This is a genomic window from Flavobacterium sp. GL_143, from assembly GCF_057834355.1.
Genome location: NZ_CM174401.1, coordinates 5,334,070 through 5,350,289, shown reverse-complemented (window position 1 = coordinate 5,350,289; position 16,220 = coordinate 5,334,070). Strand labels below are relative to the sequence as shown.

Genomic DNA, 16,220 nt, shown 5'->3' with positions numbered 1-16,220 from the left:
AGAAGGCCTTATTTACTAACTAACCATTAAACTTAAAAATAGTTTTCAAAATCTTTATTAAGGATTTTGAGTTAAAGTACCAGGATAAGCATTTATTTCCGATTGAGGAATATATTGTACTACTCTTGGACTTGTTGCTGGATAATCTACCATTGGGGTATGAGGACCAGGGTAATGACGTGTCATTGTTTGTCCGTTTCTGTAAACGTCATATCCACGTTGTGCTTCAAAAGCTAGTTCTAGCTGGCGTTCTTCATCAATAAGTTGTACTGCATTTGTACTAGTTAAAGAAGTATATCCACCACCAACGATTGATCTTTCTCTAACGATATTTAAATTTTTAAGCGCATTTTGATAATCTGATTTTTTAGCATAAGCTTCAGCCATATTCAAATACATTTCGGCTAATCTTGAAATAATAGGCGAGTGTAGGTGTGAGCTATTGTCTTGCAAAGAACATTTTGTAACGTAGTACATAGGGTATACACGATTTAATAACATCATATAATCTTTTTCTCCTACATACGTTTTACCAGCATAATTTATCGAATAGCTATTTTCGGCTGCATTTACTACCGTAAGATTGTAATCTGTATTTGCTATAGTAATATAGTATGAACCGCTAGAATTAGTTTTAAGAGGTTGTTGTACATAGTTATAACCAGTTTGTACTCCACTAGCATTAAAAGCATCTGTTATAAAACGGAAAGCTTCTGTTTTATTGTTAGCAGCATCCAATGCATATTGAGGATCGATAAAAGCCCATCTTGCATCTTTCTTTAAGCCAGATTTACGTAAAAGATCTAAGTATTTTGCACTTGCATACATTTCTCCCCAACCTTGTCCTTGAATGTTAGCATACATACCACCAATACCACCATAATGATCATCTCCAGAATACTCTGAAGCTACACGTTTAACAGCAAAAATAGTTTCTGTTTGTCCGCTTGCATCAGGAGCAAAAGTATTGTATTTCATAAAATCGGCTCTGCTAAGCATATTATAACGACCGCTGGAAATTACTTTATTAGCATACTCAATAGACAAATCAGCATATTGTTGATTTGGCGTTTCATAAGTTCCACTCATATATAAATATACTCTTGAAAGCATTGCCTGAGCAGCTTCCTTAGTTGCATAAGCTGCAGTTCTGTTTTCATTCATTAGCGCTTCTCCTTTTTTAAGATCGCTAATAGCTTGCTCATAAGTTGCTTTTACAGTAGCTCTATCCGGAAGGTTAATGTTGGCAATATCTTCAGGTAATCCGTTAACAATTGGTACACCCAAATTAGTTTCAGGAGATTGTGCATAAGGTCTACCGAAAGTTTTAACCAAATAGAAATAAAGCATTCCTCTTAGGTAATAAGCTTCTCCTAATTGTTGGTCCATTTTAGGGCTTTCTCCTTCAGCTATCATTTTCATTAAATCACTTGATTGTGAAATTACTTTATAACTATTGTTCCAGAAAGTAGATAATCTACCATTAACAGGGCTATGCTGATAAGAAATAAAAGAATAAAAATCATCTGTAGAGGTACCTCTAATCATGATGTTGTCTCCAGGATATTCACCAACACGGTGCATTACATCCGACCAGCCTTTAAGTTGAGCATAACATCCGTTAAGAAGTACTTCGACAGCAGCTTCTTTATCCTGCATGATTTTATCTTTTGTGTAATAACCGTATGGTTCTCGCTCCAGCTCACATGAAGAAAGAAAGCTAAGGGTAATAAATAATATGAATATTTTTTTCATGGTTTTGTTTTTTAAAGAGTAAGATTAAAACCTAATACAAATCTGCGTGTCTGAGGGTATACCGAGGTTGAAACTCCAGTTATTGTTCTTACACCATTTCTTTCAAATGGAGGTATTTCTGGATCTACACCTGAGAAATCGGTAATTGTAAACAAGTTTTCACCAGATACAAATATTCTGAGATTAGAAATATTCAAACGCTCAATAGATAAATTATATCCAAACGATACACTTCTCATTTTTAAGTATGACCCATCTTCTAAGAAACGTGATGATGCTTTATTTGAGTTGCTCGAATTGTTATAAATTGCTTGTGGGTGTGTAGCAATATCCCCTGGTTTTTCCCAACGACTCCATCCTTTTTGAAGATTCATTTGGTTACGATCTGTATAAGCTCCATCTGAATCAAATTCAGCACGAGCATAGTTATAAATTTTACCACCTACTGAGTAGCTGAATGTTGCTCCTAAATCGAAATTTTTATAATTTAAACTAGTCGAGAATCCTCCGTAATAAGATGGAGTGTAGGCATCGATAGCAATTTGATTTTTAGATGCATCTCCATAGTTAGATGTCTTAACACGTTCTCCAGCTGCATTGGTTGTAAACCATTCTGGCTTTCCGTTATCAGGATTTACACCAGCCCATTCTGTAAGGTACCAAGTATCTACATCTTTTCCAGGTGTTAATAGTTTTTTTGCAGAACCAGAAATACCAGTTCCATCTTCAACAATAATTTGTTGTTTTGTTCCGTAAAGACTTGTCACTTTATTTCTATTTAAACCAATATTAAAGTCTACATTCCATTTCCAGTTTTCATTTTTAATGATATCTACGTTTATAGATGCTTCAAAACCTTTATTGTTTACAGACCCAACATTTCTCCAGATACTAGTTACTCCAATTACTCCAGGCAAAGGCACTTCATATAATAAACCAGATGTATCTTTATCGTAATAGTCTAATGTTATATTGATTCTATTTAAGAAGCTAACATCTAAACCAATACCAGTTGTAAACGTTTTTTCCCAGCTTAAATCAGGATTTCCTATTTGAGAAATAAGCGCACCAGGATTTTCATTATAACCAGAAGACACAGAATACAAAGGTAAGTGCAGGTATAAACCAGTTGGTCTGTTTCCTACTGAACCATAACTTGCTCTAAGTTTTAAGTTATTGATATAATCGGCTTTAAAGAATTTTTCTTTATGAATATTCCAACCACCACTAATAGAAAAGAAATTACCATATCTTGCATTTTCTCCAAAATTAGAAGCCCCATCACGGCGTATAGAAAATTGTGCCATGTATCTGTCGTCATAGGTATAATTTATGTTGGTAAACAATGATTGAACTGCCCATTGAGATCTGTTACCTTTAACTTTTTCTGGAACAGTAGCTGCATCTGCAACAATAAATCCTGGAGGTATTCCAGTTGAAATTGCTTCATTAGTTTTACCATTGTATTCATTCCATTCATATCCAGCAATTGCGTTTATAGCGTGTGCTCCAAATGATTTGTTGAATTTGAATAATTGACTGGTATAAAAACGATTATTACTAGTAGTTTCATCTGTAATTCTTCCTTTTACTGATAACCCTTCAGATGATCTTGGATCAATATAGGTCATTTCGTTGTAATTTGAGAAGGTGTAGTTATTTGTAGAAGTGAATGATAGCCAACTAGTAATTTTAGCATCAAAATCTAAATTGGTTCGAACACTATATCTTTCAGATTCTCCATAATTCCATTGTAAGTCATACAAATAGTTTGAACCCGTTGTATTTACCCAAGTAGGATTTGGCTGGTTGCCTACCAAAGTTCCATCAGGAAGATATGGGCTATCCCAAGGCATATTGCCATACATAGCACTGACAGAATGTTGTTTGTCTTCAGTTTCTGTACGTGTAATATTAGCTTGAGGACGTATGGTTAACCAATTGTTTACTTTATAGCTAAATTTAAGTAGTAAGTTATAACGAGTATAATCATATCCTTTTATAGCACCAGTTTCGTCATATATACCAAGAGAAACATAGCTTTTAAATACATCACTACCACCGTTAATCGATAAGTTAAAATCTCTTGCGATACCAGTTCGAGTAGCATTTTTCCACCAATCGTAATTTTTGTTTCTTAATTCAGGGTTCCACCACCATGCATTACTAAAATCTTGTTTGTTAGGGAAAGAGTCATATAAGTCATATAATTCCTGACCATTCATGATGTCAAAATTTCCTGTATTTACAGTTGTTGCAGCAGTTTTGATAGAGGCATTAATAGTTGCCTTACCACTTTTTCCGCTTTTTGTAGTAACAATGATTACACCATTTGCACCCTGAGAACCATACACAGCTGTAGATGCAGCATCTTTAAGTACAGTTAAAGTTTCGATATCGGCTGGGTTCATGTTTCCAGAACTACTTCCTACAATCACACCATCGATAACCCATAAAGGATCAGTACTTCCGTTAACAGTAGTTTTTCCACGAATAACGATTTTACCAGTATCTCCTGGCTGTCCATTTCCTGAACTTACATAAACTCCAGTAGCTTTACCAGCTAATAAATTCTCTACAGATGGAGTAGTAATATCAGTAAGTTTTTTATTATCTAGCGTTTGTAAAGCTCCAGTAAGACTTTCTTTTTTGATTTTGCTGTAACCAACGATAACTACTTCGTCCATTACTTCTCCAGCTTCTTTTAAAGTTACAACGATAGGCCCTTTTCCAATCGTTACTTCTTGTTCTTGCATTCCCATATAAGAAATAACCAATACTGTTTGATTATCTGCTACTTCTATGGCAAATTCACCATTGTAATCTGTTTGTACACCGATAGCAGTTCCTTTAATAAGAACATTTACTCCAGGAAGTGGCATTCCATTAGAATCGGTTACTTTACCCTTAACAATTTTTTGTACCAATGATAAATCAATTCTATTTGTGCTTACTTCTTTTGATGAAGCAGCGGTTGAAATTTGAAAAGTCAAAGCGAACAATGAAAGAATTGCTAATTTAATTTCCTTTCTAGAAGGGGCGTTTAACCGAAAACTTCTAGGTTTTTGTTTAATTAATAAATTCATACTCTTAAAAATGGGTTTGGTTAATAATTTGTTTTGTGTTGTTGTGTTAACTGGTATTCATTTTTATTATAATCGATTTAAGGAAATCTGCCTTAAATGAAATCGTGATGCTATTCTTTTTTTACTATTAATTATCTGAAAATTCAATTTTAAAATCTTAAATATGTACACTTTTTCTTGTTTATTTAGTTATGTTTTTTTAACATAAATTGTACTTTATTTTTTAAGATATGACGAAACTATATATTTAATTTTTATTAAACAAGGAAAAACACAAAAAATGTGCTCGAACACACAATATTTGTGTTCTCGAGCACATTTTTTTTATGGAAAATGTTTTTTTAGTAATAAAATTCTAGTTTCTTATTAAAAAATATGAAGCTTCTTGATTATTTAAAAACTAGTATTTTGATGGTAATTACCATAAGAAGATGAAATAAAGAAAGAGGATTGATAAAAAAAGTATCAAATTCTTATATAAGGGTACAGTTGAATATTAAATATTCCTGAAATATTGTGTTAACAAAGGCGATAATATAGTATCAATAACGGCAATATAAACTTAAGATTTAGTGTGTCTTTTTAGCTTAACGGAGATAACAGGAAATCCTTCAGATGACTGTAATCATTTGAAGGATTTTTATTGTGCGTATTTAAGTTAATTTTTGTTAAAATAAGGGAATTAGAAATTAGGAGAAAATAGGTAATAGTATTTAAATTCCTTTAAATACTATTACCTGTAAGTATCAATATAAAGTAAACTCATTTTGGAGAATGAATATTAATGAATATTTAGTTTTTTTAACCTGTGTTATTAGATTAATGGCATTAATTATTTTAATTTTCAAGGGTGATTATGAGAGTTTTATTATAAAAAAAAATTGTAAAATCTATAATACAAATGCTAGTTGCAAAATAGACATATAATTATTGGGACATATTTTTTGTAAAATAAAAATTACAAATATGCTAGATTTTATTAAAAAAAGGTATAGCTTAGCTTTTTGTTTAATTTTTATTCTTTTAACTTTAAAAATGTTATATTATGAAAAAAATAGTGCCATGTCTGTTTTTATTGTTATTTATGTTTAGTTGTAATAGTGATGATGCTTTAGAGACTGTAGAGTCTTCAGCCCAAGTATCTAATGGTACAGAGCATTATGTTTCGACACGTAAATCGAGTAGTTTACAGTATTCTCTTTTTCAAAATGTTGATCAATTTTGTACGCCCAATGCTTGTTATGCTATGGGTGAAATTTATTCTTCTGAGGCTGCGGTGGCAATAATTGAATTTGGTTATCAGGGAAGTCCAGCAAGTAAATATGAGCTTAGGATGCCAGGAAGTCCGACAATAACATCTGCTGCAGGGAAGTCTTTTAGAACATTAACAGTAAACTTGAATCCTGGAATTAATACGTTTTCGGCTTCGGTACTATTTTCAGATCCTGGCCAATCAGCTAATCTGAGGCTTAGTTTGATTTCAATAGGAGGGGATGTTACTTTGGATGCTGAAGGGCATATTGATTTAGTAGCAGAAGGACGCAGTGAAATTAGAGCTGTAGATGGCTCAACTCCCTTTCATTCTAAATGTAGTAGGTGTGGGACTCTAAATTCGGTTTACGCGCCAAAATGTGTTTCATGTGGGAAGTAACATAACGAAAAATATAAAAGCCTTCAAATTATATAATTTGAAGGCTTTTATATTTTTGAAATAGGCTAAAAAAGAAAAAGTTTAAACCTTAAAAAATTACCTTTTACTATTAAGTTGAAACAAGCCAATTTCTTTACCAGAATCATTAAGCATTTGCAAATTTAAAACTTTAGGATTAGCTTCAATTCGTATTAAAGTTCTAATTCCAGTTTCTGGTCCGCCGCCAATAACAAAATGATAGGAGTGATCTTTATTTGGTTCGAACATTCCGTATTCGTGTGTGTGTCCTGCAACAAACAAATCAATTTTATATTTTTCGAATAAAGGACCAAATAACCTGCGACATTCGGTTGTTCCGTGTTCTTCATCGGAATGATAATGCGGAATGTGCATCATTACTACACGAAAAGGAGCATTCTTAAAAGCTTTAGACTTCATTTGTTTCTCTAGCCAAACTGCTTGTTCTTCTCGATAAGAATCATAATTTACAGTTCCGCCATATACAGGATGTGAATCTTTTTTATCTTCGCCAGTATCTAAAACAATTGTAAAAACGGGACCCATTTTAAAAGTATAATACTCTTTCTTATCGTAGTTGTAGTAATAATCTAATAGATTTCTTGAGTATTTACCTCTGGTTTCATGATTTCCTCTTACAAGCATAAATGGTTTCTCAGTCGAAAATAAGCTGCAAGGATTAAGTAAATGATTGATGATTTGGTTTTCATCCGTTTGATAGTCAAACATATCTCCGTTAAGGAAAACAAAATCGTAAGGTTTATTTTGGTTAAGTTGTATAAGTTCGCCAAAAGATTTCGGGCGGTCGTGTATGTCGTTTAAAACGAGCCAGCTTACTTCTTTTGCTTTTGGATTGAGTGTTTTAAAATGATATGTTTCGCTATTTATAATATCTCCAAAAGTGATTTTATATGGTTGAAAATCTAAAATTTGTTTGGAGAAAACTTTATAGTAATAGGTCGTATCTGGTTTAAGATTTGTGAGTGTTACAGTATTGATTCTAGAATTAATATTCATCATACCATGAGCACATTGCTGGGCTTTGATTCCTAATTTTTCGGTTTCGCCATATTCTACCCAATTTAAGCAAAGTTGGTTAGTGAGCCACATTATTGTAATACCATCATTTGTGGGAGCTTGCAAATAGGGCTTTGTTAAGAAATCATGTTTTGAGTCTGGTACTTCGCTATTTGTGTTTGATGCTAAAGCCGATAATGGTAGCCCTGTTGCTATAACAGATCCCGAAATACCTGCTATAGTTTTTGTTAAGAAGGAGCGACGAGAGTTTTTTTCTTCTTTCATAAAAAGATAAAAATTTGGTTATTTATAGTTTAAAATGGTTGTTCTTTTGAGATAAATAGAAACGAAACTATAGATTATATTTTATTAAACAAAGAAAAGTATTGTAAAATGTGCTCGAACACATATTTTTTACTTTGAGTTTTAAAAAGAATTCCTCTTAATTCAATGCAGAATAATTAAGAGGAATTCCAGAAGAATATTTATTAATTATGGGTTTTGAGTTAATGTACCCGGATAAGCATTAATTTCTGATTGAGGGATGTATTGTATAACTCTTAAGCTTGTTGCCGGGATATCTATCATTGGAGAATGCGGGCCTGGGTAACGACGCGTCATAGTTTGTCCGTTTCGATACACGTCATATCCACGATGTGCTTCAAAGGCTAGTTCTAATTGGCGTTCTTCGTCAATAAGTTGTACTGCATTTGTACTATTTAATGAGGTATATCCGCCGCCAACAACGGCTCTTTCTCTTATGATATTTAAGTTTGTTAGAGCATTTTGATAATCTCCTTTTTTTGCATAAGCTTCAGCCATGTTCAAATACATCTCGGCTAATCTTGAGATAGTAGGAGAGTATAAATGGGAGTTGTTATCTTGTAGAGAGCATTTTGTAATGTAGAACATTGGATATATACGATTTAGCAACATCATATAATCTTTTTCGCCAACATATGTTTTATTTTCATAATCTATAGAGTAGCTATTTTCGGATGCGTTAACTACTGTAAGATTATAATCTTTAGTTCCGATAGTTATATAAAATGAACCATCAGTATTGCGTTTAAGTGGTTGTTGTACATAATTAAAACCTGTTTGTATTCCAGCAATATCATAAGTATTGGTTATAAAACGGAAAGCTTCGATTTTATTATTAGAATTATCAAAAGTATATTGTGGATCTATAAATGCCCATCTGGCATCTTTTTTTAGACCAGATTTCTTTAATAGATCCAGATATTTAGCACTAGGGTACATCTCTCCCCAACCTTGTCCCTGAATGTTAGCATACATGCCACCAATACTATTGTAATAATCATTGCCAGAAAACTCTGACGCTACACGTTTAACGGCAAAGATAGTTTCTGTTTGTCCGCTTGCATCAGGTGCAAAAACATTGTATTTCATAAAATTAGCTCTACTAAGTAATTGATAACGACCGCTAGAAATTACTTTATTAGCATATTCTATAGATAAAGAAGCGTATTCCTGATTTGGACTTTCGTAAGTTCCGCTCATGTATAAATAAATTCTGGAAAGCATTGCTTGAGCAGCTTGTTTTGTTGCGTAAGCTGCATTTTTGTTTTCGGTCATTAAAGCTTCCCCTTTTTTAAGATCGCTTATTGCTTGTTCGTATGTTGCTTTTACAGTTGCCCTGTCTGATGGATTGATGCTGTTAACATTTTCGGGCATTCCGTTTTCAATAGGCACACCTAGATTAGTTTCGGGAGATTGTGAGTATGGTCTGCCGTATATGCGACATAAATAAAAATACATCATTCCTCTTAGATAATGTAGTTCTCCTAATTGCTGATCAGTTTTAGGGCTTTCTCCTTCAGATATCATTTTTATCAAATCGCTGGATTGAGAAATAATCTTGTAACTATTGTTCCAGAAATTAGTTAGCCCGCCATTACTAGTCATATGTTGATATGAAATAAAAGAATAAGAATAACCTGTAGAAGTTCCTCTGATCATTACATTATCACTTGGATATTCTCCTGCAACATGCATTATATCTGACCAATTTTTGAGTTGTGCATAGCATCCGTTAAGTAGCACTTCTACAGCTGCTTCTTTATCAGATAAGATTTTATCTTTTACGTAAGAATCGTGAGGATCTCGCTCTAAATCGCATGAATATAGAAAGGCGATAGTAATGAATAATGTAAATACTTTTTTCATGATTTTAAGTTTTAAGGTTAAGGCCAAATGATAATTTGTTTACTGAAGAATAGTTTGGTTAATAATTATTTTAATCTGTTCTGGTATTTGTTATTTTGGTAAGAATAATGATAGTAAATAGGTGTTATTTGTTGGTTTTTTGTAATTTTTTCGCATAAAAAACTTACTAATAAAAAACGAATCTATATATTATTCTTTAATTAAGCAAGAAAAATTGTATAAATGTGTTCGAACACACTATATTTGTGTTCGAACACATTTTTGTTAATGAGAAAAACTAACCAGTAATAATTTAAATAAAATGATTATGTCAAGTAAAAACGTAAAGCGTCGTGATTTTATTAAGAATACCAGTCTGTTCGTTACCGGACTATTGGTTTATCGTATTCCTGTAATGGCAAACTCTCTTCTCCCAGAAGCTTTGAATAATGAGAAAGGAATATTATTAAGACAGGCAATAAATCAAGAATGGATAAAATCATTGTACGAAAAGAGTACAGTAACTACTTATTTAAAAAGTAAGAATGAATTAGATTTTATTGGTATGCCTGTAGGAGGTATTAATTGTGGAACGGTTTATTTAGGAGGAGATGGCAGATTATGGTTATGGGATATTTTTAATAAAAACCAAGAAGGAATTGAGCCAAAAGTGATAGCATGGAATACCGAAGTATTAGATGGAGGAAGCAAAGTACGTTCCAGAGATGGTGCCTGTTATGTAGAGCCATCCAAAGATATTCGTCCATTGGATCAGGGATTTGCAATTAAAATTATATATGCAGGTAAAACAGTCATTAAAGAACTTAAAAGTGAAGATTGGGATGAAATTGCTTTTGAGGCAACTTACCCATTAGCAACCATTAAGTACACAAAAAAAGAGTTACCAATTACGATTACACTACAAGCATTTTCTCCTTTTATTCCTTTGGATGAGGATAATTCTAATTTACCAGCTACAGTCCTTTCTTTTCAGGTTACAAATAACAGTAAGAAACCAATAAGCATTGAATTAATGGGCTGGTTAGAAAATGCTGTAAATAAATTCTCGGCTGGATCTGGTGATGGTGAACGTGTAAATAAGGTTGTAATAAAAGAAAATATGTTATCTGTATTTTCCAGATTTGTCGCTACCGAAGAAAATAAATTTTCTGAGTTTGGAGATTCAGGCTCTATGTGTTTATCATTAATTGGATCAAAAGGATTTGCAAATCCATCATTAGGAGAATTAATTCAAAGCGAAAAGCTTTTTTCAAAAACAGACAAAACGATTGTACATACCGACGCAGGCAATAAATTAATTGGAGGAATAGGTACTTCTCAAAAAATTAAAGCTGGGAAAACGGTAAAAATAGATTATGTTATAAGTTGGTATTTTCCTAATGTAGGAGAACGAATTAATGTGCCAGATGCAAAGAGTGGGAATTATTATGCTAGCAAATTCTCGGATGCATTAGAAGTGAATAATTACATTGCAGATAAATTCTCTTTCCTTTCATCACAAACAGAGTTATGGAAAACAACTTGGTATGATTCTACTTTGCCATGGTGGTTTTTGGAACGAACATTTATGAACATTTCTACTATGGCAACCACAACATCCCATCGTTTTGCTACAGGGCGTTCGTGGGCATGGGAAGGAGTAGGCGCATGTGAAGGAAATTGTACCCATGTTTGGCAATATGCACAGGCAGTTGGACGAATTTTTCCCGCTCTTGAAAAAGATAATAGGGAAAGGGTTGATTTAGGAATATCGTTAATGGAAAATGGAGGAATATGGTTTAGAGGAGAATATGATAAACGACCAGCAATAGATGGACAAGCAGGAACGGTATTGCGTATTTATCGAGAACATCAAATGAGTACAGATGATACATTTTTGAAAAAAAATTGGACACGTATTAAAAGAACCGTCCAGTTTATTATAGATCAGGATAAAAATAAAGATGGAATGGAAGATACACCAATGGAAAACACATTGGATGCAGTATGGGACGGAGAAATTGCATGGATTGTAGGTTTATGTATCGCTGCAGTAAAAGCAGGACAAGTGATGGCAGAAGAAATGAACGATGCTGTTTTTGCTGCTAAGTGCAAAGAATATGTAGAGATTGGAAGAAAGAACATGGAAGAAAAGTTATTTAATGGAGAGTATTTTATACATCGTCCTGATGCCAAAACAGGCAGGAAGAATTTAGGTTCCTATAATACATGCCATATAGATCAGGTATATGGTCAGGCATGGGCTTATCAAGTAGGATTGGGAAGAATTTTGGATAAAGAAAAAACAGTATCGGCATTACAATCTTTATGGAAATATAATTTTAAGATTGATGTAGGTCCCTATATAAAAGATCATCCAGGAGGTCGCCCTTATGCGTTGCCAGGAGAAGGAGGAATGATTTTAAATACAAATCCGTATAATGAACCCAAACCTTATGGCGATGATGTAACTTGGCAACTTGGTTATTTTCATGAATGTATGAGTGGTTTCGAACATCAAGTAGCTGCACATATGATTGCTGAAGGAATGGTAGATGAAGGGCTGGCAATGACAAAAGCGATACATGACCGATATCATGCAGCAAAGCGAAATCCATTTAATGAAATCGAATGTAGTGATCATTATTCACGAGCGATGGCAAGCTATGGAACATTTATAACAGCATGTGGTTTTGTATATCATGGCCCTAAAGGATATATTGGGTTTGCTCCAAAATGGGACAAAGAAAACTTTAAAGCACCATTTACAGCGGCAGAGGGATGGGGCTCTTATACCCAGTATAAACAATCAGGAAAACAAATACATAGAATCGATCTGAAATATGGTTCCCTAAAGTTAGGATCAGTTGGTCTTGAAAAAATAGATTTGCAAAAAATAGAAAAAGTTTCAGTAATGTTGGAATCCAATAATATACCGTTCGAATTTACTCATGGAGATTCTGATGTAAAGATTAACTTATTGAAACCAATTACTATACAAACAAATCAAGCTTTAGTCATTTTAATATCCTGATTAATAAATAATGAATTTTAATTGTAAATTGTGCTCGAACACATTATGTTTGTATTACTATAAAAGTATTGTATAGATAATTGGATTCGTAACGTATAATTAATTTAAATACATAGAAACATAGATTTTGTATTCTCAAAAAAGGCGTTGCATTTATTTAGAAAGTATCCCGTCCCGATGCTTCGGGATCGGGATTAGCTTTATGAACGAAATGTATTTTTCTTGTGTCCTTTTTTATTCATAAAATCTATGTTCTATGTACTAAATTCTATTTTTAGGAATTCTATTCAACGTGTTAATTAAAAATAATTATGAATCAGGGAATTAAAAATTACGAAGTAAATCGAATAGCTACAAACCAATTGATTATTTCTGGAAAGGGTGATTCTGATTTATGGAAAACAGCAATTATCCTGGATAATTTTTGTTCGCCTTGGGATTCTAAAGCGGTTTCCCGAATCGAGTTTAAAGCCTTATGGGATGTTGAGCAATTGTTTTTTTGTTTTACCGTTTATGATTCTGAAATTCATATAGTAGAGAATGACGATAGTATTGATAGTATCAATAATTCCGATAGGGTAGAGCTGTTTTTTAGACCAGATAGTTCGCTTAATCCGTATTATTGTATGGAGATTGATACCGCAGCCAGAGTAATGGATTTTATAGCGTATCCTGATAAGAATCTTAATTTTGACTGGTCCTGGCCAAAAGATGATTTATTAGTTAAATCATCTGTAAAAGATGATTCTTTTGTTGTAGAAGGCGCAATACGTATTGCATCCTTAAAGAAGCTTAATTTAATTAATAACAACCAAATCGAAACTGGAATTTTTAGAGCCAAATATTCTAAAACCAATGGTTCCGATTATGAACCGACCTGGATAACTTGGGTGAATCCTGATACAGAAACGCCCAATTTTCATATTGCATCATCGTTTGGAATTTTAACCTTGAAAGACTAGATTATTCCAGATAAAAATCGGCATTTTCAGAGTTAATAATATCAATAGGTAAGAGCGTAACAGCAGGTGTTTCTTTATGAAAAAGGAAATGCTCTACAAGATATGTTATACCAAGATATGCTTGTCTTTTTTGATTTTGATGAATCAAGAAATCAATTACGCCAAGATTTAGATTATTTACATTCTCATCGATTAAGTCATAACCAATAATTCGAATTTTTCTATCCTTAACCTTGTTAATTGTCTTGGCTATTTGATATGCTCTGGATGTAGTAATAAAAACACCAGATAAATCTGGATTTTCATTGATGAAGTTTTTTAGAGTGACTTCAACATTCGGGCTTTTTAGTTTTAATGTTGTAATCTTATAATCAAGGTTTTCTTTTTCGCTAAAATAATTTCTAAAACCTCTTTCTTTTTCCTGCATGTGAATTGCATTCTTGTAAGTTTCATCAATATGTATAATTGCAATTTGCCCTTTGTCTAGAATTGTATTTAATAATTTGGCTGCTACACGACCACTTCTAAACAAATCTTGCCCAACAAAATTTTTGATTAAAGTAGATTCTACCTGATTATTAAATGTGTTGACAATGATATTTAAAGAATCGTATTTTTTTATGGCATCCAATGTTTCTTTATGGAATAAAGGGGCTAGCAAAACAGCATCTGGCGATTTCTCTATAATCGTTTCGTTTGTGTTTGTAAACGATTTTGTTTTTTCGGGATTAAAATAAAATGTTTCAACAAGTATGTTGTATGCTTTAAATTCCTGAATAGCATCTTTTATTCCGTGGATGCAAGGAAGCCAATAAGGGTCAATCTTGGGATCGGGTAATAAAATACAGATATGATAAATCTTATTGTTTTTTAAATTTCGAGCAATAAGATTGGGTTCGTAATCAATTACATTTAAAACTTCGTTTACTTTTTCTAGAGCCAGCGGAGAAACTTTTCCTCTTTTATGCAAAACCCTGTCAACAGTACCTTTCGAAACACCTGCTAATTTAGCAATATCTTTAATCGTATATTTTTTATTCATAAGGAGGCAAATATATAAAAACTTTGTATTTATTCTTTTTTGGAGATATTTATAAAGTAAATGGCTTTTTTATTTGTAATGAAGTATTTGGTTGTGTAATAAATGGTTAATTTACTGAAAAAACGGAATGTGAAACAAAAATATAAAATTAGGTATTCTTAATTTCAATTAACATAAAAATCGTAATAAATTTCAAGAAGATTTTTATCAACATTTTCAGGCATCTATATAAGTGTGCTCGATAACATTATTTAAGTGTGTTCGAGCACATTTTTTGTTTTTTCTTAGGTTAATTAAAATTTAATATCTAGTTTCGTAAAGTTAAAACTAAAATAAAAGCCTATTTTATAAACTAATAATAGTGTAATTACCAGTATTGCAGTATTTTAATATATTTTAAAAGTGAAGAAAATTATATCATTGGCACCAGGACGAACGTGCCTTTTTGGAGATCATCAGGATTATTTAGGATTACCTGTTATAGCTTGTGCAATAAATAGAAATATACAATTAACAGCAGTAGAAAATGGGACTTCGGTTTTTAAACTAAACATGGAGGATATTAATGAAGTTAGAGTCATTGATATCAATGCAACTTTTGAAGAATTAGAACCACGTGATTATTTTGCTTCTTCGCTGAGAGTTTTAAGAAGACACGGTTGTATCCCTACAGTTGGATATGATATTACTGTAAAAGGAGATATTCCGATTAATTCAGGAACGTCAAGTTCATCGGCATTATTAATGGCATGGATTAACTTTTTAATTACAGCTTATGGAGTTGATTGTGAAGTTACTCCTGAGTTTATTGCGCAAATGGGGTACGCATCAGAAGTTTTGGAACATGGAGAACCAGGCGGAATGATGGATCATTTTAGTATAGGAGTAGGGAATATTGTTCATATTAATACAAGTGTTCCGTTCTCGTACAATATAATTGGCACACAATTAAAAGGATTAATTACAGGTGTTTCGGGAGTTCCAAAAGAAACAATTGGGTTAATAGGAGAATTAAAAGGCAATGCATTATTGGCCATCGATATTATAAAACAAAATTTTAAAGATTTTGATTTGCATAAAACCGAATTAGAAGATATAGATAAATATCGTAATTATTTACCAGACAGATTGATTCCGTTTTTTGAAGCAGCTATAAAGAACTATCAATATACAAAAGAAGCTTTAAAAGAATTTGATAAACCAACGCTTGATTTGGTTAGAATTGGTGAATTAATGAATATGCACCATGCTGTTTTAAGAGATTTATTAAAAATAACAGTACCAAAAATCGACGATATGATTAATGCAGCCTTACGTGCTGGAGCTTATGGTGCCAAGATTGTTGGTTCAGGCGGCGGCGGAAGCATTGTTGTAATTGCAGATCCTAAAAAAGAAGATGCAGTTGTAGCTGCAATATTAGCAGCAGGAGCAAAAGAAGCATATACTGTAACCGTTGATCCGGGAGCAAGAGTAATATAATAATTTT

General features: G+C 32.7%; 9 protein-coding genes. 4 read left to right on the top strand and 5 right to left on the bottom strand.

All coding sequences use genetic code 11. The annotated features are described in order from the left end of the window. Window positions 1-57 precede the first annotated feature (57 nt). The gene (locus AC3IPI_RS22580) at window positions 58-1,755 is read right to left on the bottom strand and encodes a RagB/SusD family nutrient uptake outer membrane protein (protein ID WP_489155913.1); all 1,698 of its coding nucleotides are present in this window, start codon (window positions 1,753-1,755) and stop codon (window positions 58-60) included. Window positions 1,756-1,766: 11 nt separating this feature from the next. After that, complete coding sequence (locus tag AC3IPI_RS22575) at window positions 1,767-4,841, bottom strand: SusC/RagA family TonB-linked outer membrane protein (protein ID WP_489155911.1); 3,075 nt, start codon at window positions 4,839-4,841, stop codon at window positions 1,767-1,769. A gap of 1,045 nt (window positions 4,842-5,886) precedes the next feature. Here AC3IPI_RS22575 and AC3IPI_RS22570 point away from each other — a divergent pair. Next, window positions 5,887-6,492, top strand: coding sequence for a hypothetical protein (locus AC3IPI_RS22570; protein WP_489155910.1), 606 nt, complete (start codon window positions 5,887-5,889; stop codon window positions 6,490-6,492). Between the two features lie 96 nt (window positions 6,493-6,588). Here AC3IPI_RS22570 and AC3IPI_RS22565 read toward each other — a convergent pair whose 3' ends face one another. Further along, the gene (locus tag AC3IPI_RS22565) at window positions 6,589-7,812 is read right to left on the bottom strand and encodes a purple acid phosphatase family protein (RefSeq protein WP_489155909.1); all 1,224 of its coding nucleotides are present in this window, start codon (window positions 7,810-7,812) and stop codon (window positions 6,589-6,591) included. 207 nt (window positions 7,813-8,019) lie between these two features. Continuing rightward, the gene (locus AC3IPI_RS22560; protein ID WP_489155907.1) at window positions 8,020-9,717 is read right to left on the bottom strand and encodes a RagB/SusD family nutrient uptake outer membrane protein; all 1,698 of its coding nucleotides are present in this window, start codon (window positions 9,715-9,717) and stop codon (window positions 8,020-8,022) included. Window positions 9,718-10,024: 307 nt separating this feature from the next. On the opposite strand from AC3IPI_RS22560, the gene AC3IPI_RS22555 reads away from it, so the two are divergent. Continuing rightward, the gene (locus tag AC3IPI_RS22555; RefSeq protein ID WP_489155905.1) at window positions 10,025-12,730 is read left to right on the top strand and encodes a GH116 family glycosyl-hydrolase; all 2,706 of its coding nucleotides are present in this window, start codon (window positions 10,025-10,027) and stop codon (window positions 12,728-12,730) included. A gap of 311 nt (window positions 12,731-13,041) precedes the next feature. Further along, window positions 13,042-13,692, top strand: a complete 651-nt coding sequence (locus AC3IPI_RS22550; protein ID WP_489155903.1) for a sugar-binding protein — start codon at window positions 13,042-13,044, stop codon at window positions 13,690-13,692. A 1-nt stretch (window position 13,693) separates the two neighbouring features. Here the strand turns inward: AC3IPI_RS22550 and AC3IPI_RS22545 are convergent, their stop codons facing one another. Next, the gene (locus tag AC3IPI_RS22545; RefSeq protein WP_489155901.1) at window positions 13,694-14,734 is read right to left on the bottom strand and encodes a substrate-binding domain-containing protein; all 1,041 of its coding nucleotides are present in this window, start codon (window positions 14,732-14,734) and stop codon (window positions 13,694-13,696) included. A gap of 402 nt (window positions 14,735-15,136) precedes the next feature. Here AC3IPI_RS22545 and AC3IPI_RS22540 point away from each other — a divergent pair, with 402 nt between their 5' ends. Further along, the gene (locus AC3IPI_RS22540) at window positions 15,137-16,213 is read left to right on the top strand and encodes a mevalonate kinase family protein (protein WP_489155899.1); all 1,077 of its coding nucleotides are present in this window, start codon (window positions 15,137-15,139) and stop codon (window positions 16,211-16,213) included. Window positions 16,214-16,220: the final 7 nt, after the last annotated feature.

Excerpts from the sequence above, each read along its gene's own strand:
- AC3IPI_RS22580 (WP_489155913.1), bottom strand. The coding sequence starts at position 1,755 with ATGAAAAAAATATTCATATTATTTATTACCCTTAGCTTTCTTTCTTCA.
- AC3IPI_RS22575 (WP_489155911.1), bottom strand. The coding sequence starts at position 4,841 with ATGAATTTATTAATTAAACAAAAACCTAGAAGTTTTCGGTTAAACGCC.
- AC3IPI_RS22570 (WP_489155910.1), top strand. The coding sequence starts at position 5,887 with ATGAAAAAAATAGTGCCATGTCTGTTTTTATTGTTATTTATGTTTAGT.
- AC3IPI_RS22565 (WP_489155909.1), bottom strand. The coding sequence starts at position 7,812 with ATGAAAGAAGAAAAAAACTCTCGTCGCTCCTTCTTAACAAAAACTATA.
- AC3IPI_RS22560 (WP_489155907.1), bottom strand. The coding sequence starts at position 9,717 with ATGAAAAAAGTATTTACATTATTCATTACTATCGCCTTTCTATATTCA.
- AC3IPI_RS22555 (WP_489155905.1), top strand. The coding sequence starts at position 10,025 with ATGTCAAGTAAAAACGTAAAGCGTCGTGATTTTATTAAGAATACCAGT.
- AC3IPI_RS22550 (WP_489155903.1), top strand. The coding sequence starts at position 13,042 with ATGAATCAGGGAATTAAAAATTACGAAGTAAATCGAATAGCTACAAAC.
- AC3IPI_RS22545 (WP_489155901.1), bottom strand. The coding sequence starts at position 14,734 with ATGAATAAAAAATATACGATTAAAGATATTGCTAAATTAGCAGGTGTT.